Origin of the sequence: Geobacillus sp. GHH01 (genome assembly GCF_000336445.1) — a bacterium.
GTDB classification, from domain to species: Bacteria; Bacillota; Bacilli; order Bacillales; family Anoxybacillaceae; genus Geobacillus; species Geobacillus zalihae.
In genome coordinates this window covers 2,701,535-2,724,563 of the sequence record NC_020210.1, presented here as the reverse complement: position 1 = coordinate 2,724,563, position 23,029 = coordinate 2,701,535, and the positions used below count along the sequence as shown (strand labels likewise).

The window sequence follows — 23,029 nt, the reverse complement described above, 5'->3', positions numbered from 1 at the left end:
TGATGGTAAATGCAAATGGGAGCGGGCGAAGATGGCCGGGAAAAAAGGAAAAATCATCATGTTTCCGCAAACGAAAGAACGGCTGATGGAAGAGGCGTTTGCTGCGCTCGAGGCGAAGCGGTATAAAGAAGCGCTCCGCTTTTTGCGCGCCGCCGAACAGCTTGGCGACCACAGCTTTCCGGTTCGGCTTGGGCTGGCTGTCTGTTGCTATGAGCTTGGGGAATATGATGAGGCGGAGCGGCGTCTTGCCGGTTTGCTTGACGAGCAACCGGGCAACGGTGAACTGTTGCAAATGTATATTGCCATATTGTTGCAAACGAATCGATACAGCAAGGCCGAAACCGTGATCCGCCACGCCTTGCGCCGTCCGTCGTTATCCGTTTCGCTGCGCGAACAGCTTCACCAGCTGCTTCGATTCAGTGAAAAAATGAATGCCCGCACGCTTCCGCCCGCGGAGTGGAAGCGGGTGAGACGGCTGCTTGAGTCCGGGGACATTGCTGAGCAGCTGCAACTGATTAAACAACTGGAAAAAGAAGACATCGAGCCGGTGCTGCCGTTGCTCAAGCAATATTTACGCGCACCGGAAAAAAGCCCGATGGCGAAAACGATGCTCCTTCGCCTGTTGACAGGGAAGCGAGTCAACGAAACGGTGACGGTTGAGAAATTTGGCCGTTGCATGGAGGTCGTCCCGTCAGCGTTGGACGAACAGACGGAAACGGAATTTGCTTCATCGCTGCTGGGTCGGCTTGAACAGCAGCTCGCGGCGGAAAGCCCGAGTTTGTATGAAACGGCGGCGGACATTTGGCTTCGCTATGCATATGTGTTGTACCCGTTTCCGCCAGAGCCGGCGGATGCAGCGGCCTGGCTTGCTGCTCTCCATTGGATGGCGAGCCGGTTTTTAGGCTTGGATGCTGACGCGACCGCCTTGGCCGACCGCTACGGTGTGGAGGCGGCGGAGATGGCAACGCTTTGCCAAAAGCTATACGAAATAGAGGAACTTTCCTCCCTCTAATGGCTCGTTCTCTGTTGAAACATGGCTGTTGTATGTTATAATATAATGGCTGTGCTATGTATCTGTTTTCGCATACTTGTCTACATAATTGGGCATCATAAAAAGATCTGGACAAGCGGAGTGCGCTATGGTCCGAGCAATGATTTCAGGTGGAGGGAACAAGGATGTCAGTCAAATGGGAAAAGCTTGAAGGGAACGAAGGCGTATTGACCGTTGAGGTCGACGCCGAGAAAGTGAACAAAGGCTTGGACGCCGCGTTTAAAAAAGTGGTGAAAAACATCACGCTTCCGGGCTTCCGCAAGGGGAAAGTGCCGCGCGTTCTGTTTGAAAAACGCTTCGGCGTCGAAGCGCTCTATCAAGATGCGCTCGACATTTTGCTGCCAGAGGCGTATGCCAAAGCCGTCGAAGAGGCAGGCATCGAACCGGTGTCAATGCCGGAGATTGACATTGAGCAAATGGAAAAAGGCAAAAGCTTAATTTTCAAAGCGAAAGTGACCGTAAAGCCGGAAGTGAAGCTCGGTCAATACAAAGGGCTTGAAGTGGAAAAAATGGATACAACCGTGACGGACGAAGATGTCGAAAACGAATTGAAACGTTTGCAAGAAAATTACGCCGAACTTGTCGTGAAAGAAGACGGGACGGTGGAAAACGGCGATACGGTCGTCATCGATTTCGAAGGGTTTGTCGACGGCGAGCCGTTTGAAGGCGGCAAGGCGGAGAACTATTCGCTTGAAATCGGCTCTGGAACGTTCATTCCGGGGTTTGAAGAACAGCTTGTCGGCATGAAAGCCGGCGAGGAAAAAGAAATCCAAGTCACATTCCCGGATGAATACCACGCGAAGCAATTGGCCGGCAAACCGGCGACGTTTAAAGTGAAAGTGCATGAAGTGAAAGCGAAGCAATTGCCGGCTTTGGACGATGAGTTTGCCAAAGACGTCGATGAAGAAGTCGAAACGCTTGACGAACTAAAGGCGAAAATTCGCGCCCGTTTGGAAGAGGCGAAAAAGAACGAGGCGGAGACTGCCTTGCGCAATGCGGTTGTCGAAAAAGCGGCAGCCAACGCCGAAATGGATATTCCGGAGGTTATGATCAAAAACGAAACCGACCGGATGCTTCGCGAATTTGACCAACGCCTGCAAATGCAAGGTTTGAACTTGCAGTTGTATTATCAATTCTCCGGCCAAGATGAAGCGTCGTTGCGCGAGCAAATGAAAGAAGATGCCGAAAAACGGGTGCGCGCGGCGTTGACGCTTGAAGCGATCGCGAAGGCCGAAAACATTGAAGTGACCGACGAGGAAGTAAACAAAGAGCTCGAAAAAATGGCGGAAGCCTACAAGCTGAGCGTGGACAAGCTGAAAGAGCTGCTCGGCAGCTTAGATGGCGTCAAAGAAGATTTGAAATGGCGGAAAACAGTTGATTTTCTTGTAGAGCACAGCAAGGTTGCGGCATAATATATCTTAAGGAAGGAACAAGGCGCGAGACTTCGTGCCTTGTTCTTTATCCACAACCATGGCGCCTGAATGGCAATTTTCAAACTTTTCCAAATGGACGACGGTTTTTTCATTCGCTTTCTCAGGAACATGTATGGTAAAATAGCGAATACATACGTTTTTACGACATAAGAGATGGCGGAAATGGATACATAAGCAGGCGCGATTTCGTTGGCAAGGGGTGAATGATATGTTTAAATTCAATGATGAAAAAGGGCAGTTGAAATGCTCGTTCTGCGGCAAAACACAGGATCAAGTGCGAAAGCTCGTTGCCGGTCCGGGGGTTTACATTTGCGACGAGTGCATTGAGCTATGCACGGAAATTGTTGAAGAGGAGCTCGGCAATGAAGAGGAATTTGAATTTAAAGACGTGCCGAAACCGTTGGAAATTCGGGAAATTCTAGATGAGTACGTCATCGGTCAAGATGAGGCGAAAAAATCGCTCGCCGTTGCGGTTTACAATCATTATAAACGGATCAATTCCGGCAGCAAAATCGATGATGTCGAGCTGTCGAAAAGCAACATTTTAATGATCGGGCCGACCGGGAGCGGGAAAACGCTGCTGGCGCAAACATTGGCGCGCATTTTGAACGTGCCGTTTGCCATCGCCGATGCCACCTCGCTTACAGAGGCCGGCTATGTTGGCGAAGACGTCGAAAACATTTTGTTAAAGCTCATCCAAGCGGCGGATTATGACGTCGAACGGGCGGAAAAAGGCATTATTTACATCGATGAAATTGACAAAATCGCCCGCAAATCGGAAAACCCTTCCATCACTCGCGACGTATCCGGCGAAGGGGTGCAACAGGCGCTGTTGAAAATTTTAGAAGGCACCATTGCCAGCGTTCCGCCGCAGGGCGGTCGCAAACATCCGCATCAAGAATTCATTCAAATCGATACGACGAACATTTTGTTCATTTGCGGTGGAGCGTTTGATGGCATTGAGCCGATCATCAAGCGCCGTCTTGGCAAAAAAGTGATCGGTTTTGGCGCGGAAATGAACCAGACGGATGTCGACGAGAAAAACTTGTTGTCGAAAGTGCTGCCGGAAGACTTGCTCAAATTCGGACTGATTCCGGAGTTCATCGGCCGTCTGCCGGTCATTACGACGCTCGAGCCGCTCGACGAACAGGCGTTGATCGACATTTTGACGAAACCGAAAAATGCCATTGTCAAGCAATACCAAAAAATGCTTGAGCTTGACGGCGTTGAGCTCGAGTTTGAAGAAGCGGCGCTCCGTGAAATCGCGAAAAAAGCGATTGAGCGGAAAACGGGCGCGCGCGGCCTTCGCTCGATCATCGAAGGCATTATGCTCGATGTGATGTTTGAGCTGCCGTCGCGCGAAGATGTGCAAAAGTGCATCATCACGCTCGACACGGTGCGCGGCACAAAGCCGCCGACGCTGATCCGTCATGACGGCACCGTCATCGAGCTGGAACGGAAAACATCTGCCTGATGGGAAAACCGCCTTTTTTCGGCGGTTTCTTTTTTTGCCGCCCATGCCCTGGGCGCCGGTCGGCGCTTTTTTTGTTTATTCCCGCCAGTTCGCGGAGATACTATCATACTACATACCATCTAAAGGCAGGAGGATATCGGGGCATGGATTGGACGAACATCGTACTGGTCATCCAGCTGTTTTTCGGGGTCATCATCGGCCTTTATTTTTGGAATTTGCTAAGAGGGCAACGTGTGCAAAAAGTTTCGATTGATAAAGAGTCGCGCAAAGAGATGGAACAGCTCCGCAAGCTGCGTTCGATTTCGCTCACCGAGCCGCTGGCGGAAAAAGTGCGGCCGAAAAGTTTTGACGACATCGTCGGTCAGGAAGACGGCATCAAGGCGTTAAAAGCTGCTTTATGCGGCCCCAACCCGCAACATGTCATCATTTACGGGCCGCCCGGCGTCGGCAAGACGGCAGCTGCTCGGCTCGTGCTTGAGGAAGCGAAAAAAAATCCGCTCTCCCCGTTTAAGAAAAATGCGGTATTCGTGGAGCTTGACGCGACGACGGCGCGCTTTGACGAGCGCGGCATCGCCGACCCCCTCATCGGCTCGGTGCACGACCCGATTTACCAAGGGGCCGGGGCGATGGGGCAAGCCGGCATTCCTCAGCCGAAGCAAGGGGCGGTGACGAACGCCCACGGGGGCGTTTTATTCATCGACGAAATCGGCGAGCTTCATCCGATCCAAATGAACAAGTTGTTGAAAGTGCTTGAGGACCGGAAAGTATTTTTTGAAAGCGCCTATTACAGCAAAGAAAATCCGCAAATCCCAAGCCATATTCACGATATTTTCCAAAATGGACTGCCGGCTGATTTCCGTCTTGTCGGGGCGACGACGCGCACGCCGAACGAAATTCCTCCGGCCATTCGCTCTCGCTGCCTGGAAGTATTTTTCCGTGAATTGGACCAAGATGAAATCGCCCTCATCGCGAAAAAGGCGGCGGAAAAAATCCGCTTGAACGTGTCAGAAAGCGGCATTCGCCTCCTTGCCGCCTATGCGCGCAACGGGCGGGAGGCGGTCAACATGATGCAAATTGCCGCTGGCCTAGCCATCACGGAAAACCGAGAACACATTTTGGACAAAGATATTGAATGGGTCATTCAATCGAGCCAAATGACTCCGCGCTATGAGAAGAAAATCGCTTCCGCTCCGGCGGTCGGCGTCGTCAATGGCCTTGCCGTGTACGGCCCGAACACCGGCGCGCTGTTGGAAATTGAGGTGACCGCTTTGCCGGCCAAAGGGAAAGGGTCGATCAATGTCACCGGCATTGTCGAGGAGGAAAGCATCGGCAGTGCAGAAAAATCGGTGCGGCGCAAAAGCATGGCGCGCGGCTCGGCGGAAAACGTCATTACGGTGTTGCGGGCGATGGGCGTGCCAGCGGACCGCTACGACATTCATGTCAACTTTCCGGGCGGGGTGCCGGTTGACGGCCCGTCAGCCGGGGTGGCGATTGCCGTCGGTATTTATTCCGCCATCTACCAGCTGCCAGTCGATCATACGGTCGCGATGACCGGAGAAATCAGCATCCGTGGCTGCGTGAAACCGGTCGGCGGCGTGTTCGCCAAAATCAAAGCGGCCAAACAAGCCGGGGCGAAAAAAGTCATCATCCCGATTGAGAATATGCAATCGTTGCTAGGCGAAGTCAGCGGCATTCAAATCATCGCCGTCCGCCGCCTCGAGGAAGTGCTCGTCCATGTGTTCGGCGAAGAGGCGCTCCGCCGCGGCCCCGCGCTGCTGCCAGCGGCTATGGACCGCTCGGAGAAAAAGCTCGTCTAGCCAAAGGAAACGGCGGCAAGGCGAACGATTGGCAACGAAAGCGGGCGGTCCGCTCGCAACCGAGTCGGGCGGTTCGCCCGGCCTCTCTTTTATGTACGGCTTCGGCGCAAGCGGATCGTCGCTGAAGTCGGTTTTTCTTTGCCTGCAGACGGAGCGCCGCGCGCTTTTTCGTTCGTCAAATTTTACAAACCCTGCTGCCGTACTATACAATAAACGAATAGAAGCGAGAGATGGAGGTGTTCGGCGTGAACGGAAAGAAAAAGGAGACGGTCGTTCCGCTTTTGCCGCTGCGTGGGCTGCTCGTGTTTCCGACGATGGTGCTCCATTTGGATGTCGGGCGCGAGAAATCGGTCAAAGCGCTCGAACAAGCCATGGTTGAGGATCATATGATTTTGCTGACGTCGCAAAAAGACGTTGCCATCGACGAACCGGACATGGATGACTTATATAAAATGGGAACGATCGCGCGCGTCAAGCAACTTCTAAAACTCCCGAACGGCACGTTCCGCGTGCTTGTCGAAGGCGTCGCTCGGGCGCTCATTACGGAAGTGATCAGCGAGGAGCCGTACTTTCTCGTCAAAGTCGAAAAGTTTGCTGATCGGGCGGCGAAAGATTTAGAAGATGAGGCGCTCAAGCGGACGATGCTTGAATATTTCGAGCAGTACATAAACTTGTCCAAGCGGCTGTCGGTCGACATTTACGCCTCGATCGTCGACATCGATGAGCCGGGGCGAATGGCGGACATCATCGCCTCGCACTTGCCGCTTAAGCTTGAGGAAAAGCAGCGCATTTTAGAAACGATCGACGTGAAAGAGCGCCTCAATAAAATCATCCAAATTTTGCACAACGAAAAAGAAGTGCTCCAGCTTGAGAAAAAGATCAGCGCCCGCGTCAAGCAGTCGATGGAGCGGACGCAAAAAGAGTATTATTTGCGCGAGCAAATGAAGGCGATTCAAAAAGAGCTTGGCGAAAAAGAAGGAAAAACGGGCGAAGTCGAGGAGCTGAAAGAAAAAATCGAGGCGGCCGGCATGCCGGAGCATGTGAAACAAACGGCATTGAAAGAGCTTGACCGCTATGAAAAAATTCCGGCGACCTCAGCGGAAAGCGCAGTCATTCGCAACTACCTCGATTGGCTCATCGCCTTGCCGTGGTCGAAAGAAACGGAAGACATCCACGACATTAAGCGGGCGGAAGCGATTTTAAACGAGGAGCATTACGGGCTCGATAAAGTGAAAGAACGGGTGCTTGAATTTTTATCCGTCAAGCAGCTGACGAAATCGTTAAAAGGTCCGATTCTTTGCCTCGCCGGACCGCCGGGGGTCGGCAAAACGTCGCTCGCCCGCTCGATCGCCAAAGCGCTCGGCCGCCGCTTCGTCCGCGTTTCGCTCGGCGGCGTCCGCGACGAATCGGAAATTCGCGGCCATCGCCGCACGTATGTCGGCGCCATGCCGGGACGCATTATCCAGGGGATGAAAAAAGCAGGCACGATCAACCCCGTCTTCTTGCTTGATGAAATCGACAAAATGTCGAGCGATTTCCGCGGCGATCCATCGGCGGCCATGCTGGAGGTGCTGGATCCAGAGCAAAATCATACGTTCAGCGACCATTACATTGAAGAGCCGTACGATCTATCGAAAGTCATGTTTATCGCCACGGCCAACCATTTGTCGGCGATTCCGCAGCCGCTCTTGGACCGGATGGAAGTGATCCACATACCAGGCTACACAGAAGTGGAGAAGCTGCATATCGCCAAGCGGCATTTGCTGCCGAAACAAATCACCGAGCACGGGCTGAAAAAGGCGGCGTTGCAAATTCGCGATGACGCGATGCTCGATATCATCCGCCATTATACGCGCGAAGCCGGGGTGCGGGAGCTTGAGCGGCAGCTCGCCGCTATCTGCCGAAAAGCGGCCCGCCTCATCGTTTCCGGCGAGAAAAAGCGGGTTGTGATCACAGAAAACAATCTTGAGGAATTTTTAGGGAAGCGAAAATACCGCTACGGCCGAGCGGAGGCGGAAGACCAAGTTGGCGTGGCGACCGGGCTGGCGTATACGGCGTTTGGCGGCGATACGCTCGCCATCGAAGTGTCGCTCGCGCCAGGCAATGGGAAACTCGTGCTGACCGGCAAGCTCGGCGATGTCATGAAAGAATCAGCGCAAGCGGCGTTCAGCTACGTGCGGTCGCGCGCTGAGGAGCTTGACATTGATCCGAAGTTCCATGAGAAATATGATATTCACATCCACGTTCCGGAAGGAGCGGTGCCGAAAGACGGGCCATCGGCCGGCATTACGATTGCGACCGCACTCATTTCCGCTTTGACGGGCAAGCCGGTGAGCCGCTTTGTCGGCATGACCGGGGAAATTACGCTGCGCGGCCGCGTTCTTGCGATCGGGGGGCTGAAAGAGAAAACGTTAAGCGCCCATCGTGCCGGATTGAAAACCGTCATTTTGCCGAAAGACAATGAAAAAGATTTGGCTGACATTCCGGAAACGGTGAAGCGCGACTTGCGCTTTGTGCTTGTCTCTCATCTCGATGAGGTGCTGCCGCACGCGCTGGTGGGGTGGAAGCGATGAATGTGAAGAAAGCAGAGCTTGTGACCAGTGCCGTCAAGCCGGAACAATATCCGGACGGCGGACGGCCGGAGGTGGCGCTCGCCGGCCGTTCGAACGTCGGCAAATCATCATTCATCAACAAAATGATCAACCGGAAAAACTTGGCGCGCACCTCCTCAAAGCCAGGGAAAACGCAAACGTTGAATTTTTATTTGATTAACGACTCGTTTTACTTTGTGGACGTGCCAGGTTATGGGTTCGCCCGCGTGTCGAAGCAGGAGCGGCAAAAATGGGGGAACATGATGGAGACGTACTTTACGACGCGCGAGGTGCTGAAGGCGGCGGTCCTGCTCGTTGATTTGCGCCATCCGCCGACGAAAGACGATGTGATGATGTACGAGTTTTTAAAACATTACGAGATCCCGGTGATCGTCATTGCGACGAAAGCGGATAAAGTGCCGCGCGGCAAGCATCAAAAACACGCGAAAATCGCGCGCGAGACGCTGCGGATGGCGGACGGCGACCCGCTCATTTTGTTTTCCGCCGAGACCGGACAAGGGAAAGACGAAGCATGGGCGGCGCTTTTGCCGTTTGTGGCCTCATGACGAAAACACCAGCGATTCCGCTGGTGTTTTCACTTCCAAGGCTATTTTCGCCTAGTCCATAATATATAGACGCCGATGGCGATGAGTCCGAGCGGCCAAAACTTCCAGACAGAGGAAAGTCCGGCTTGGACGAGGTGAAAGAATGGCTGGCCGCGCCCGGAAAACGTCAGCACGACAGCGAGAAGCAAAAAAAGCACGCCAAAGCCGGCCCCGCCTTTTTGTTTGCGGCTGCTGGCGAAAAAAGCGAGCGCGATGAGGAAAAAAAACATGTTCACGCCGCGGGGCCAGGCCGAAAATGCACTCGCAAGGAGCAACTCAACGCCAAATCCGAGTAAAAGAAAGCCGGGGAAAAGGTAAGCATATTCGCGCGCTGAATGCGCCTGGCCAAGCAAAGCCGCGCCGCAAATGGCAAGCAAGGCCGGCCACCCTTGGAAGAAATGGAAAAGGGGGGATTCCATCTGTCCGGCGAGAAAATACAGTCCGAGGCCAATGAATAAGATGCCGGCGAATACCGTTCGGGTTTTCATGATCGTCGCGTCCTCCGTTTCCCTTTTGGACATGTTTATGATAGAATGATCACTGTCTACAGTTTAGCATAGCTTTGAAGGCATGTTCACAATTTTTTCAAACCAGAACGATGGACGGTTGTGATATAATGATAAAAGGGATTCGGTCAATAAGGGGGTTGGCATCGTGCAAATCGTAGTCGTTGGCGTCGACTATAAAACCGCCCCTGTAGAAATCCGCGAAAAGCTCGCGTTTGCGGAAGCGGAACTCGGTGCGGCGATGAAACAGCTCGCCAAGCAAAAAAGCGTGCTCGAAAATGTGATCGTCTCGACTTGCAACCGGACGGAAGTTTATGCAGTGGTTGATCAACTGCATACCGGCCGTTACTATATGAAAGCATTTTTAGCCGAATGGTTTGGCGTCAAGGTGGAAGCGATTGCTCCGTATTTGCGTGTGCTTGAAGGAGAGGCGGCCATCAAGCATTTGTTCCGCGTGGCGGCCGGCCTTGATTCGATGGTGCTTGGGGAAACGCAAATTTTAGGGCAAGTGAAAGACAGCTATTTGCTCGCTCAAGAGGTCGGGACGAGCGGCACGATTTTCAATCATCTGTTCAAGCAGGCGGTGACGTTTGCGAAGCGCGCCCACTCGGAAACGGGCATCGGTGCGCACGCTGTATCGGTCAGCTATGCGGCGGTTGAGCTGGCGAAGAAGATTTTCGGCCGCCTTGCCGGCAAGCACGTCTTGATTATCGGGGCCGGCAAAATGGGGACGCTGGCGGCGCAAAACTTGTACGGCAGCGGCGTTGGCAAAGTCACAGTCGTCAACCGGACGCTCGAAAAAGCGAAGCAGCTCGCCAAGCAGTTCGCCGGCGAAGCAAAGCCGCTCAGTGAGCTGTCGTGTGCGCTTCTGGAAGCGGATATCGTCATCAGCTCGACGGGAGCCAAAGGCTATATTTTGACGAAGGAAATGGTGGCGCCGCTTGAGAAAATGCGCAAAGGCCGTCCGCTTTTTATGGTTGATATTGCGGTGCCGCGCGATTTGGATCCGGCGTTGGCCGAGTTGGAGACGGTCTTTTTGTATGATATTGACGATTTGCAAGATGTGGTGGCCGCCAATTTGGCCGAGCGGCAAAAGGCAGCGGCCCGCATTGAAACGATGATGGAGGCCGAACTCGTTGCGTTCAGCCAATGGCTGCAGACGCTCGGCGTCGTGCCAGTCATTGCCGCATTGCGCGAAAAGGCGCTGGCCATCCAAGCGGAAACGATGAAAAGTTTGGAGCGGAAACTGCCGCATTTGTCGGAGCGCGACTGGAAAGTGTTGAATAAGCATACGAAAAGCATTATTAACCAGCTGCTCCGCGATCCGATTTTGCAGGCGAAGGAACTCGCTGCCGGCCCGAATGCCGGGGAAGCACTCGAGCTGTTTATGAAAATTTTTAATATCGAAGATGCGGTGAAAGCGCAGCAGCAAGGGATGAAACGGGAAGAAACCGTGCGGAACGACCGGCAGCAAGCGGAAGCGGCCCGCCCATCGTGGCAGCTGTAAGGTGGGATGGTTGTGGCGCCGTTGTACGAACTGTCGATTTTGCTTTACATTGCGTCCATCCTGCTATACTTCATTGATTTTTTGCAGCAAAACCGGAAGGCGAACGACATCGCCTTCTGGTTGCTTTCTATTGTGTGGCTTTTGCAGACCGTGACGTTTGTTTCCCGCATCATGGAGACGAAGCGCTTTCCGATTTTAACGATGTCGGAAGGGCTTTATTTTTACGCTTGGCTGCTCATTACGCTGTCGCTCGTGATCAATCGGCTGCTGCGCGTCGATTTCATCGTCTTTTTTACGAACGTGCTTGCTTTTTTTATTTTGGCCATTCATACGTTCGCACCGTCTTCGCAGTCGCCGGCTGTTGCGGAGCGGCTCGTTTCGGAGCTGCTTATCATCCACATCACCCTTTCGCTCGGAGCGTATGCGGCGTTTACGCTGTCGTTTCTGTTTTCGGTGCTTTACATGTTGCAGTACAGTTTGCTGAAAAAGAAAAAGTGGGGGGCGCGCCTTTGGCGCATGGCGGATTTGTCGCGGCTTGATTTTTTGTCGTATGTTTTAAATGCGCTCGGCTTGCCTATGTTGTTATTAGGGCTCATTCTTGGCGTGATTTGGGCGTATATTCAAATCGACCATTTCCATTGGTATGATGCGAAAGTGCTCGGGTCGTTTGTCGTTCTTCTCGTCTATGGCGTCTATTTTTACAAGCGAGCCGTCCGGCAGATGCAAGGGAAGGCGATCGCGCTATGGAATATCGGTTCGTTTTTATTTTTGCTTGTCAACTTTTTCTTGTTTGGCAGTTTGTCAAAATTTCATTTTTGGTATTCGTAATTGAGGTGGAACGAGATGCGGAACATTGTCGTTGGCTCGCGGCGCAGCAAGCTTGCCTTGACCCAGACGAAGTGGGTGATCAACGAATTGAAACAGCTTGGGGCGCCGTTTACGTTTGAAGTGAAAGAAATCGTCACGAAAGGAGATCGGGTGCTTGATGTTACGCTCTCGAAAGTCGGGGGCAAAGGGTTGTTTGTGAAAGAGATTGAGCATGAATTGCTCGCCGGCGGCATCGATATGGCGGTCCATAGCATGAAAGATATGCCGGCTGTGCTGCCCGAAGGTTTGGTGATCGGTGCGGTTCCGCGCCGCGAAGATGCACGCGATGTGCTTGTCAGCAAAGGAAACCGGATGCTCTCCGACTTGCCGCCTGGGTCGGTCATTGGCACGAGCAGCTTGCGCCGTTCGGCGCAGTTGCTTGCCTATCGCCCGGATTTGACGATCAAATGGATTCGCGGCAATATTGACACAAGGTTGGCGAAGCTCGAAAGCGAAGAGTACGATGCGATCGTGCTGGCGGCGGCGGGTCTTGCGCGCATGGGTTGGGGCGATGACGTCATCAGCGACTATCTTCCTTTTGATGTCTGTGTTCCGGCGGTCGGCCAAGGGGCGCTGGCGGTCGAATGCCGGGAGGATGATGACGAATTGCGCCAATGGCTCAGCCGGTTAAACGACGAGCAAACCGAGCGGGCTGTTCGGGCGGAGCGCACCTTTTTGCAGCAAATGGAAGGAGGCTGTCAAGTGCCGATTGCCGGCTACGCGGAAGTGAAGGAGGGGACGGTGCGTCTTACCGCGCTTGTCGCCTCCCCGGATGGCAAAGAAATGTATAAAGAAATCGTCACTGGCGCCGATCCGGAGGCCGTCGGCCGGCAGGCGGCCGCTGTCTTGATCGAACAAGGGGCGAAAGCGCTCATCGAGCGGGTGAAACAGGAGTTGAGCCAATCATGATACACAGCGCGCTCGCCGGCAAAACGGTGCTTGTGACGCGCGGCAAAGAGCAGGCGGCATCGTTTTCTGCCAAGCTGCGCGCTGTCGGCGCCGTGCCGGTCGAGATCCCGCTCATTGCCATCCGACCGGCGGCGCCGGAAGAAATCGCTTCTATGGTTGAGCGGCTTGGCGAATACCGTTGGCTCGTTTTCACAAGCGCGAACGCCGTCCGCTTCTTTTTTCCGCACGTTTCGTTGCCGCGGCCGCTGCCGGAGATGGCTGTCGTCGGCCGGAAAACAGCGGCGGCGCTCGCCGAGCATGGTCTTTCCCCGGCGCTTGTGCCGGATGATTACACCGCTGAACGGCTGGCTGACTTGCTCATGCCGCGCGTCAAACAAGGCGACCGGGTGCTGTTTGTCAAAGGCAATTTGGCGCGCCCGACCTTGCCTGAGGCGTTGCGAAACGCCGGCGCCGCGGTCGACGAGCTCACGGTGTATGAGACCGAGCCTGATGAAAACGGCCGGGAGCGGTTGTTGTCGCTGCTGCGCCGGCGGGAGCTTGATGCGGTCACCTTGATGAGCCCGTCGGCGGTTGACAGCCTTGTCCGCCTTCTCGACAAAGAAGTGGATGCCCTTCTTTCCGGTGTTGCGGTCGCCTGCATCGGACCGGTGACGAAAGAAGCGGCCGAGCGGGCGGGCATTCCGGTCCATATTTGTCCGACGGATTACACCACGGATGGTATAATCAAAGCGATGGAACAATATTTTTCCATGGAGGGACGATGAATGGCACTGTCATTTGACCGCCATCGCCGTTTGCGGCAAACGGCTGCGATTCGGGCGATGGTGCGTGAGACGCATCTTCGCGTCGAGGATCTCATTTATCCGCTGTTTGTGGTCGAGGGAAGCGGCATTAAGCGGGAAGTGCCGTCGATGCCAGGGGTTTACCATTTATCGCTTGACCGTTTATCTGAGGAAGTGGACGACATCGCCAAGCTTGGCATTCCCGCCGTCATGGTGTTTGGTGTGCCGAATGAAAAAGATGAAGTCGGTTCGCAGGCGTATTGCGAAACAGGGATTGTTCAGCGGGCGATCCGCCAAATCAAAGCTGAACACAAAGATCTAGTCGTCATTGCGGATACGTGTTTATGTGAATATACGAGCCACGGCCATTGCGGCGTCGTCGAAAACGAGCGCGTGCTGAACGACCCGTCGCTCGAGCTCCTCACCAAAACGGCGGTGAGCCAAGCGCAAGCCGGCGCCGACATCATCGCGCCGTCGAACATGATGGACGGCTTTGTCGCCGCCATTCGCCGTGGGCTTGATGAAGCAGGGTTTGAGTATGTGCCGATCATGTCGTATGCAATCAAATACGCTTCGGCATTTTACGGCCCGTTCCGTGATGCCGCCGACAGCGCGCCGCAGTTTGGCGACCGGAAGACGTACCAAATGGATCCGGCCAACCGCCTTGAGGCGTTTCGCGAGGCGGAGTCGGATGTCAAAGAAGGCGCTGATTTCTTGATGGTGAAGCCAGCGCTTGCCTACATGGATATTATCCGCGACGTCAAAAACCGTTTTCCGCTTCCGCTTGTCGCCTATAACGTGAGCGGCGAGTATGCGATGGTCAAAGCGGCGGCGCAAAACGGCTGGATCGATGAGAAGCCGGTCGTCATGGAAATGTTGACAGGGATGAAACGGGCGGGCGCGGATTTGATCATTACGTATTTTGCTAAAGATGTCGCCCGCTGGCTGGCGGAATAAAGAGGAGGACGGAATGATGCGGAGCTATGAACGGTCAAAGGCAGCATACGAAGAAGCGGTGAAATTGATGCCAGGCGGGGTGAACAGCCCGGTGCGCGCCTTCAAGTCGGTCGGGATGACGCCGATTTTTATGGCGCGCGGCCAAGGAGCGAAAATTTACGATATTGACGGCAATGAATACATCGATTATGTGCTGTCATGGGGTCCGCTCATTTTAGGGCATGCCAACCCGCAGGTCGTGGAAGCGTTGAAGCGCGTGGCGGAACAAGGCACGAGTTTTGGCGCTCCGACATTGCTTGAAAATGAGCTCGCTAAGCTCGTCATCGAGCGGGTGCCGTCCGTCGAGGTTGTGCGCATGGTCAACTCCGGCACCGAGGCGACGATGAGCGCCCTCCGTTTAGCGCGCGGCTATACGAAGCGCAACAAAATTATCAAATTTGAAGGCAGCTACCATGGCCATGGCGATTCGCTGCTCATTAAAGCCGGCTCTGGCGTGGCGACGCTCGGCCTGCCGGACAGCCCGGGCGTGCCGGAGTCGATCGCCCAGCATACGATCACCGTGCCGTACAACGACTTGGACAGCGTCCGCTATGCGTTTGAGCGGTTTGGCGAAGACATCGCCGCGGTGATCGTCGAACCGGTCGCCGGCAATATGGGCGTCGTTCCGCCAGTGCCTGGCTTTTTGGAAGGGCTGCGCGAGGTGACGAAACAATACGGCGCTTTATTGATTTTTGATGAGGTCATGACCGGATTCCGCGTCGATTACCATTGCGCCCAAGGGTATTACGGCATTGAGCCGGATTTGACGTGCCTTGGCAAAGTGATTGGCGGCGGCTTGCCAGTCGGAGCGTACGGGGGCAAAGCCGAGATCATGGAGCTTGTCGCGCCGAGCGGCCCGGTGTACCAAGCCGGCACGCTTTCCGGCAACCCGCTCGCCATGACGGCCGGGTACGAGACGCTCCGCCAGCTGACGCCGAAAACGTACGAAGAGCTTGGCCGCAAAGCGGCGCGCCTTGCGGATGGTCTTCATCAGGCGGCGGAGAAGTACGGCATTCCGCATACGATCAACCGCGCTGGATCGATGATCGGCTTTTTCTTCACGAACGAGCCGGTGGTCAACTACGAGACAGCGAAAACGTCCGACTTGAAGCTGTTTGCCGCCTATTATCAGGAAATGGCGAATGAGGGTATTTTCCTGCCGCCGTCGCAATTTGAGGGGCTGTTTTTGTCGACGGCGCACAGTGATGATGATATTGAATATACGATTGCCGCTGCTGAGCGGGTGTTTGCCCGTCTGCGTGGATAAGGAAAGGGGCTGCCGACGGTCGGCAGCCCAATTTTTTATCATACCGCCTCTTTTCCGTTCATACAATGGATAATGTCATAGAAACTATTTGCCGAAGGGACGGAAGGAGGAGGCCCGGTTGGAGCAATCGTATTTGCGTTTTTCATTGGAAGAATCGGTCTGGTTTAAAAGAGGACAGGAAGTCGCCGAGTTTTTATCCATTTCTCTTGATCCGGTCATTTCCGTCGATGAGTACGACCAATATATTACGATCCGCGGCGCGCTTGAGTTGAGCGGCGAATTCCGCCAAGCGGACGAAGGGCAGGCCGAAGCGGATGACGACGTGTTTGAGCTGGCCAGCTATCGGTTCATTCAGCACATTGCGGTGCGCGAAGACGGGATCAGCGAACTGTCGCACCGGTTTCCAATCGATATTACGATTCCAAAAAACCGCATTCGTTCCCTTGAGGATGTATACGTGACGGTTGAATCGTTTGATTATGATTTGGATGAAAACGGAAGATTGCTGATCACTGCCGACATTTCGATCAGTGGGATCAGTGAAGCGCCGCTTGACGATGATTTGCCGGACGATGAGGAGGACGATGAGCCGCTGTTTGCCCCGTTTGAATCAATCGCCCGCAAGGAAGCGGCCGGTGAGGAAGCGTTTGCTTCCGTGGATGATCTCGCCGATGAGGCGGATGAACAGCCGGCTTTTGCCGCCGGCGAAACGACGGTTTCCGTCATGGAGCCGGCCGCCATGCGTCATGAAGAAACGGAGGCTGAGGAAGAAGAGGAGGCCAAAGAGCCGTTTTTGCCGCTTGAGACGGAAACGAAGACGGTCAGCGCACAGACGGAGGAAGACATCGCTTCGCTGCTGCCGCCAACTGAGGCGAAGGTATCGATCGGGGCGGCGAAAAAGGCGGTTGAGGAAGAAGAGGAAGAAGAAACGAAAACAAAAAGCGAAAATGCGCTTTACTTGACGAAACTGTTTGCGAAAAGCGAGGCGGAAGAGTTTACGAAACTGAAAATTTGCATCGTCCAGCAAGGAGATTCATTGGACAAGATTGCCGAACGGTATGATGTGACCGTCTCGCAGCTTTTGCGCGCCAATGATTTGGAAAGCCCAGATGACGTGCACGAGGGGCAGCTTTTGTATATTCCGGCCATGGCGGGAAGCCGTCCTTTCTCATAAAAGGGACGCTTTCCGTTTCTTTTGCCGATAAGGGGGCGTAACGATGGCCGCACAGTCTGACCGATATGATGCTGTGCTCGTCCAGTATGGGCTTCGTCCAGTGCGCATGGAGCAGCGAGGCAAAGCCGTCAAGGTATACACGAACCGCGGCGTTTTCGCTTTAAAGACGCTTGAAAGCGAGCAAGAAGCCGCCGCCGTTTGGCAGTCTCTTCAGCATGGCGGCCCCCGTTGTCTCCCGCTTTACCTGACGCGGCGGCGGTCGCTGTTTGCCACAGAAGGCGGCCGTCTTTATTATTTGCAAGCATGGCATGACGGCGAATCAAAGGTGGAGAAGGATGCCGTGGACGCCTTTTTTCGCGAGCTCGCCCGCCTCCATCGCACCACCGTCCGCACGATCGAGGTGAGTGAGGAAGAGGCGGCGGCGTACCGAAAGAAAAAAAAGGACGAATGGCAACGGGCGCGGACGGTGTGGGAAGAACGGATTGAGCGGTACGAAGCGGCGTGGTACATGTCTCCGTTTCAGCTCCAATGCTGCACGTATTTTCATGAGGTGATGCGCGCGTACTCGTTCGCTGAAGAACGGCTCGATGTGTGGGAAGAGACGCTCAAAGAGACGAAGCAATGGCGCATCGCTTGGGTGCACGGCAAAGCGCGCCTCTCCCACTATATCCCGCCGTATTGGATCAGTTGGGAGCGGGCGCATTGGAATTCGCCGCTCTTTGATGTGATCGCCGCGCTCCGTTTTCACGTACAGACAATGCCGCCGCTTGGGCGCGAGTGGCTTGAAGGAATGGAGGAGTACGAGAAGGAGTTGCCGCTGTCCGACGGGGAGCGGGCGTTTTTATACAGCCATTTGGCGGAGCCGCGTGGGTTTGTCCGCTGTTTGGAGCGGTATGAGGCCGCTTCGCGAAACGAGCGGAACGAACGGGAATATGTGGCCGCGTTGCAGCGTCGTTATTTGGCGTTCAAAAATATGGAGGCGCTCGTTATGCACCTTGTCCAACGCGACGCCGTGCGGCAGCAGGAAGAAGCGGTAGACAACGAACCGCCGGCGGATGAAAGCAGCAATGATTAAATGGGTTTTGAATGCAGCCCAAACAAAACGGCGTCGCACTAAATCCATTCCAGATGGAGCGCCACGGCAATGAAAACGAAGATGGCCAATAAAATGACATCAAACGTCGTTGGCAGAAAAATGGTGCGGATCGCTTGAAAAATGGTGAGCGGGATGATCACTTGGGCGCAGACGGCGCGCACTTGCCTCAGCCACGGCGGCCACGAATACGGGTTGAATCGCCGCATCGACATTCCCTCCTTCTCCGGTTTACTATACAATATGAAACGTGCGATGGTTTGTCACCAAATGCACACGGATGGAATAAATAAATAAAAACTTGGCAAAGATGATGGACAATGGTAGTATAATAATCGAACCATGATGACAAAAGCGAAGACGGGGAGGAGTACAGCGGTCCGCGCCTGCAGAGAGGGGAATCAGAAGCTGCGAGATTTCCTAGGATGACGGCTGCTGGAAGGTCGCCCTTGAGCTGCTTCTTTGAAAGGCGCTGCTGCCGAGTAGAGGAAGCCGGCGTCATGCCGTTATGCCAATGAAGCGCTTAAGCTTCTAGAAGGTTGGTCAACTCAACCTTTTGGCTCGCCAAACGAAGCCGGTTTTTCACCGGTGGTTTGGCCGTGTTGCAGACCTTTCCATCACCAGCCTTCTAGGCTTAAGAAAAAAGGTGGTACCGCGAAAGCAGCTCCTTTCGTCCTTTTTGGATGAAAGGGGCTTTTTTGCTTGCCGGCTGCGCGGCATTGCTCAGTGGGAAGCCGCCGTCGGCCGCATTGTCCATTATGTTGAAGGAGGGAAATGAAACATGGCACAGCACGAAGTGTCGATGCCGCCCAAATACGACCACCGCGCGGTCGAAGCGGGGCGCTACGAATGGTGGCTGAAAGGAAAATTTTTTGAAGCGACCGGTGATCCGAACAAACGACCGTTTACGATCGTCATCCCGCCGCCCAACGTCACCGGCAAATTGCACTTAGGGCATGCGTGGGATACGACGCTGCAAGACATCATTACGCGCATGAAACGGATGCAAGGGTATGACGTCCTGTGGCTTCCGGGAATGGATCACGCCGGCATCGCCACCCAGGCGAAAGTGGAAGAGAAGCTGCGCCAGCAAGGGCTGTCGCGCTACGATTTAGGCCGGGAAAAATTTTTAGAAGAAACGTGGAAGTGGAAGGAAGAATACGCCGGCCATATTCGCAGCCAATGGGCGAAGTTGGGGCTTGGCCTCGATTACACGCGCGAGCGGTTCACACTCGATGAAGGGCTCTCAAAAGCGGTGCGCGAAGTGTTCGTCTCTCTCTACCGGAAAGGGCTTATTTACCGCGGCGAGTACATCATCAACTGGGACCCGGTGACGAAAACCGCGTTGTCGGACATTGAGGTCGTGTATAAAGAGGTCAAAGGCGCGCTCTACCATATGCGCTATCCGCTCGCCGACGGCTCCGGCTTCATCGAAGTGGCCACGACCCGCCCGGAAACGATGCTCGGCGATACGGCCGTTGCCGTCCATCCGGATGATGAGCGGTACAAGCATTTGATCGGCAAAACGGTCAAGCTGCCGATCGTCGGCCGTGAAATTCCGATCATTGCCGATGAGTACGTCGACATGGAGTTCGGCTCTGGGGCGGTCAAAATTACGCCGGCGCACGACCCGAACGACTTTGAAATCGGGAACCGCCACAACTTGCCGCGCATTCTCGTCATGAACGAAGACGGCACGATGAACGAAAACGCCTTGCAATACCAAGGGCTTGACCGGTTTGAATGCCGGAAGCAGATCGTCCGCGATTTGCAAGAACAAGGCGTTCTCTTTAAGATTGAAGAGCATGTTCACTCGGTCGGCCATAGCGAACGAAGCGGCGCAGTTATTGAACCGTATTTGTCGACGCAATGGTTCGTGAAAATGAAGCCGCTCGCCGAAGCCGCCATCAAGCTCCAGCAAACCGACGGCAAAGTGCAGTTCGTGCCGGAACGGTTTGAAAAAACGTATTTGCATTGGCTTGAAAACATCCGCGACTGGTGCATTTCACGCCAGCTTTGGTGGGGGCATCGCATCCCGGCATGGTACCATAAAGAAACGGGTGAAATTTACGTCGACCATGAACCGCCCAAAGACATCGAAAACTGGGAACAAGACCCCGATGTGCTCGACACATGGTTCAGCTCGGCGCTTTGGCCGTTCTCGACCATGGGCTGGCCGGATACAGAATCGCCGGATTACAAGCGCTACTACCCGACCGATGTGCTTGTCACCGGTTATGACATCATTTTCTTCTGGGTGTCGCGCATGATTTTTCAAGGGCTCGAATTCACCGGCAAGCGCCCGTTCAAAGACGTGCTCATCCACGGCCTCGTCCGCGACGCCCAAGGGCGGAAAATGAGCAAGTCGCTCGGCAACGGCGTCGATCCGATGGATGTGATCGACCAGTACGGCGCCGATGCGCTCCGTTACTTCTTGGCGACCGGCAGCTCGCCGGGGCAAGACTTGCGCTTCAGCACAGAAAAAGTCGAAGCGACGTGGAATTTTGCTAACAAAATTTGGAACGCCTCGCGCTTTGCCTTGATGAACATGGGCGGCATGACGTACGAGGAGCTTGATTTGAGCGGCGAAAAAACGGTCGCCGACCATTGGATTTTAACGCGTCTCAACGAAACGATCGAGACGGTGACGAAGCTCGCTGAGAAATACGAATTCGGCGAAGCGGGGCGTACGCTGTACAACTTTATTTGGGACGACTTGTGCGACTGGTACATTGAAATGGCGAAATTGCCGCTTTACGGTGACGACGAAGCGGCGAAAAAGACGACGCGCTCCGTGTTGGCGTATGTGCTCGACAACACGATGCGCCTGCTTCACCCGTTCATGCCGTTCATTACCGAGGAAATTTGGCAAAACTTGCCGCATGAAGGCGAATCGATCACCGTCGCTCCGTGGCCGCAAGTGCGCCCTGAGCTGTCGAACGAAGAAGCCGCGGAAGAAATGCGGCTGTTGGTTGACATCATCCGCGCCGTCCGCAACGTCCGCGCCGAAGTGAACACGCCGCCGAGCAAGCCGATTGCGCTCTATATTAAGGTGAAAGATGAACAAGTGCGGGCGGTGCTCATGAAAAACCGCGCCTATCTTGAGCGGTTCTGCAACCCGAGCGAGCTCTTGATTGATACAAACGTTCCCGCGCCGGACAAAGCGATGACGGCGGTCGTCACCGGCGCCGAGCTCATCATGCCGCTTGAAGGATTGATCAATATTGAGGAAGAAATTAAGCGGCTTGAAAAAGAGCTTGACAAATGGAACAAAGAAGTCGAGCGCGTCGAAAAGAAACTGGCGAATGAAGGCTTTTTGGCGAAAGCGCCGGCTCATGTCGTCGAAGAAGAGCGGCGCAAGCGGCAAGATTACATCGAAAAACGCGAAGCCGTCAAGGCGCGCCTCGCCGAGCTCAAACGGTAGACAAACGATCTGGCGGTTGATTATGATGAAGACGAATCCGCTTTCCTGTGGATTCGTCTTTTTCGATGGATCATGATGGAAGGTTTGTCATATTCTGAGAAGAGGTTTGTTGTCAACATATACTCGCTTTCGCCACGCTTCTCGATGTGTGGCGCATCTGCCGCATGAAGCCGGCAGGGGGCGGCAAGACACCAATGGAAAAAGGAGGACGATGAACATGGTTCGAACGTATGAAGAAGCAGTCGCTTGGATTCACGGGCGGCTGCGGCTCGGCATGAAACCGGGATTGAAACGGATGGAATGGATGATGGAACAACTCGGCCACCCGGAACGCCGCGTCCGCGCCGTCCATATCGGGGGAACGAACGGCAAAGGGTCAACGGTCGCCTATTTGCGCTCGATTTTGCAGGCGGCGGGCTATTCGGTCGGCACGTTCACCTCGCCGTATGTCGAGCAGTTTAACGAACGAATCAGCATCAACGGCGAACCGATTTCCGATCAAGAGATCGTCGAGCTCGTGCGAGTCATTCAGCCGCTTGCCGATGAGTTGGAACAAACAGAGTTTGGCGGACCGACCGAGTTTGAAGTGATCACGGCGATGATGCTGTATTATTTTGGAAAACAGAACATTCAAGACATCGTGCTCATTGAAGTCGGGCTCGGCGGCCGCTTGGACTCAACTAACATCATTTATCCGCTCGTTTCTGTCATTACAAACGTCAGCTACGATCATATGAACATTTTAGGCGATACGCTTGGGCAAATCGCCGCGGAGAAAGCCGGAATCATCAAATCGGGCGTGCCGCTTGTGACGGCGGTGAAGGAACCGGAGGCGTGGGAAGTGATCGCCAAAACGGCGGCGGAGCGGAAGGCGAAAACATATCGTCTCGGCGTTGATTTTACTGTAACAGACTGGAAAACGATCGCCGAAGGAGAGCAGTTTTCCCTCGCCACGCCGTTTGCCGAATACCGCGATTTGCGCATTCAAATGCCCGGCGCCCATCAAGTCGACAATGCGGCGGTGGCGGTGATGGCGGCAGAATTGTTGCGCCTTGGCTATTCGTTTTTAATCGAGCCGGAGCATATCGCCGATGGGCTGGCCACTGCTGCTTGGCCCGGCCGGTTTGAGCGGGTGAGCGGCAAACCGCTCATCATTCTCGACGGCGCCCATAACGAAGCCGGCATTCGCGCCCTTGTCGAGACGGTGCGCGCTCATTATCCCGACAAGCGCGTCCATGTCTTGTTCGCCGCGCTGACCGACAAGCCGCTGGAGCGGATGATTCGGCAGCTTGATGAGCTTGCAGATACGATCACGTTTACCACGTTTGACTTTCCGCGCGCGGCGGCGGCGGAACAGCTGGCGGACCTTTCGTCCCATCCGCAGAAAGCGGTGACAGGTGATTGGATCGGTTGGATCGGGGAAAAGAAAAACCAAATGGGGAGCGATGAGTTGATGCTCATTACAGGATCGCTTTACTTTATATCTGAAGTGCGAAAACGTTTAAAAAAATAATGCCAAGCGATGAAAAGGAT

Annotated in this window: 18 protein-coding genes and 1 other annotated feature; of the genes, 16 read left to right on the top strand and 2 right to left on the bottom strand. The window is 54.4% G+C overall.

Features of this window, described 5'->3' with window-relative positions:
• Nucleotides 1-31 precede the first annotated feature (31 nt).
• The 6 genes from GHH_RS13455 (at nucleotide 32) to yihA (ending at nucleotide 8,932) form a co-directional block, all read left to right on the top strand.
• On the top strand, nucleotides 32-1,012 hold the full coding sequence (locus GHH_RS13455; RefSeq protein WP_014196456.1) for a M48 family metallopeptidase: 981 nt from the start codon (nucleotides 32-34) through the stop codon (nucleotides 1,010-1,012).
• Between the two features lie 164 nt (nucleotides 1,013-1,176).
• Complete coding sequence (gene tig, locus GHH_RS13450) at nucleotides 1,177-2,463, top strand: trigger factor (RefSeq protein ID WP_015375529.1); 1,287 nt, start codon at nucleotides 1,177-1,179, stop codon at nucleotides 2,461-2,463.
• A 229-nt stretch (nucleotides 2,464-2,692) separates the two neighbouring features.
• Nucleotides 2,693-3,958, top strand: coding sequence for an ATP-dependent protease ATP-binding subunit ClpX (clpX, locus tag GHH_RS13445; protein WP_011232128.1), 1,266 nt, complete (start codon nucleotides 2,693-2,695; stop codon nucleotides 3,956-3,958).
• A gap of 143 nt (nucleotides 3,959-4,101) precedes the next feature.
• Nucleotides 4,102-5,775, top strand: a complete 1,674-nt coding sequence (lonB, locus tag GHH_RS13440; protein WP_014196454.1) for an ATP-dependent protease LonB — start codon at nucleotides 4,102-4,104, stop codon at nucleotides 5,773-5,775.
• A gap of 230 nt (nucleotides 5,776-6,005) precedes the next feature.
• A complete protein-coding gene (gene lon / locus GHH_RS13435; protein ID WP_041470564.1) occupies nucleotides 6,006-8,348 on the top strand; it encodes an endopeptidase La in 2,343 nt (780 codons plus the stop codon).
• Entirely contained in the window at nucleotides 8,345-8,932 is a 588-nt protein-coding gene (yihA, locus tag GHH_RS13430) for a ribosome biogenesis GTP-binding protein YihA/YsxC (protein WP_013144582.1), read from the top strand. The genes lon and yihA overlap by 4 nt, the downstream gene beginning before the upstream one ends.
• 41 nt (nucleotides 8,933-8,973) lie before the next feature.
• Here the strand turns inward: yihA and GHH_RS13425 are convergent, their stop codons facing one another.
• A complete protein-coding gene (locus GHH_RS13425) occupies nucleotides 8,974-9,459 on the bottom strand; it encodes a LiaI-LiaF-like domain-containing protein (protein ID WP_013144583.1) in 486 nt (161 codons plus the stop codon).
• 166 nt (nucleotides 9,460-9,625) lie between these two features.
• On the opposite strand from GHH_RS13425, the gene hemA reads away from it, so the two are divergent.
• From hemA to ysxE, 8 genes are all read left to right on the top strand, one after another.
• Nucleotides 9,626-10,984 carry a glutamyl-tRNA reductase gene (gene hemA / locus GHH_RS13420; RefSeq protein ID WP_015375527.1) on the top strand — a complete coding sequence of 453 codons (1,359 nt, stop codon included), beginning with the start codon at nucleotides 9,626-9,628 and terminating at the stop codon, nucleotides 10,982-10,984.
• Nucleotides 10,985-10,990: 6 nt separating this feature from the next.
• Nucleotides 10,991-11,812: an inner membrane protein YpjD gene (locus GHH_RS13415; protein WP_041470563.1), complete on the top strand. Its 822-nt coding sequence runs from the start codon at nucleotides 10,991-10,993 to the stop codon at nucleotides 11,810-11,812.
• 15 nt (nucleotides 11,813-11,827) lie between these two features.
• Nucleotides 11,828-12,760 (top strand): hydroxymethylbilane synthase, encoded by a 933-nt coding sequence (gene hemC, locus GHH_RS13410; RefSeq protein ID WP_015375525.1) that lies wholly within the window; start codon nucleotides 11,828-11,830, stop codon nucleotides 12,758-12,760.
• Complete coding sequence (locus GHH_RS13405) at nucleotides 12,757-13,524, top strand: uroporphyrinogen-III synthase (RefSeq protein WP_015375524.1); 768 nt, start codon at nucleotides 12,757-12,759, stop codon at nucleotides 13,522-13,524. The genes hemC and GHH_RS13405 overlap by 4 nt, the downstream gene beginning before the upstream one ends.
• Entirely contained in the window at nucleotides 13,525-14,499 is a 975-nt protein-coding gene (gene hemB / locus GHH_RS13400) for a porphobilinogen synthase (protein ID WP_013144588.1), read from the top strand. It begins immediately after the preceding gene.
• Between the two features lie 16 nt (nucleotides 14,500-14,515).
• Complete coding sequence (gene hemL, locus GHH_RS13395; protein WP_031407912.1) at nucleotides 14,516-15,805, top strand: glutamate-1-semialdehyde 2,1-aminomutase; 1,290 nt, start codon at nucleotides 14,516-14,518, stop codon at nucleotides 15,803-15,805.
• 118 nt (nucleotides 15,806-15,923) lie between these two features.
• Nucleotides 15,924-16,979: a stage VI sporulation protein D gene (spoVID, locus tag GHH_RS13390; RefSeq protein ID WP_015375522.1), complete on the top strand. Its 1,056-nt coding sequence runs from the start codon at nucleotides 15,924-15,926 to the stop codon at nucleotides 16,977-16,979.
• 43 nt (nucleotides 16,980-17,022) lie between these two features.
• Nucleotides 17,023-18,054 carry a spore coat protein YsxE gene (gene ysxE, locus GHH_RS13385; RefSeq protein ID WP_015375521.1) on the top strand — a complete coding sequence of 344 codons (1,032 nt, stop codon included), beginning with the start codon at nucleotides 17,023-17,025 and terminating at the stop codon, nucleotides 18,052-18,054.
• Nucleotides 18,055-18,092: 38 nt separating this feature from the next.
• Here the strand turns inward: ysxE and GHH_RS13380 are convergent, their stop codons facing one another.
• On the bottom strand, nucleotides 18,093-18,281 hold the full coding sequence (locus GHH_RS13380; RefSeq protein WP_011232115.1) for a hypothetical protein: 189 nt from the start codon (nucleotides 18,279-18,281) through the stop codon (nucleotides 18,093-18,095).
• Between the two features lie 139 nt (nucleotides 18,282-18,420).
• Nucleotides 18,421-18,753, top strand: a binding site (T-box leader).
• 100 nt (nucleotides 18,754-18,853) lie between these two features.
• On the opposite strand from GHH_RS13380, the gene GHH_RS13370 reads away from it, so the two are divergent.
• Both GHH_RS13370 and GHH_RS13365 read left to right on the top strand, forming a co-directional pair.
• A complete protein-coding gene (locus tag GHH_RS13370) occupies nucleotides 18,854-21,496 on the top strand; it encodes a valine--tRNA ligase (protein WP_015375520.1) in 2,643 nt (880 codons plus the stop codon).
• 217 nt (nucleotides 21,497-21,713) lie between these two features.
• Nucleotides 21,714-23,009, top strand: a complete 1,296-nt coding sequence (locus tag GHH_RS13365; RefSeq protein WP_015375519.1) for a folylpolyglutamate synthase/dihydrofolate synthase family protein — start codon at nucleotides 21,714-21,716, stop codon at nucleotides 23,007-23,009.
• Nucleotides 23,010-23,029 lie beyond the last annotated feature (20 nt).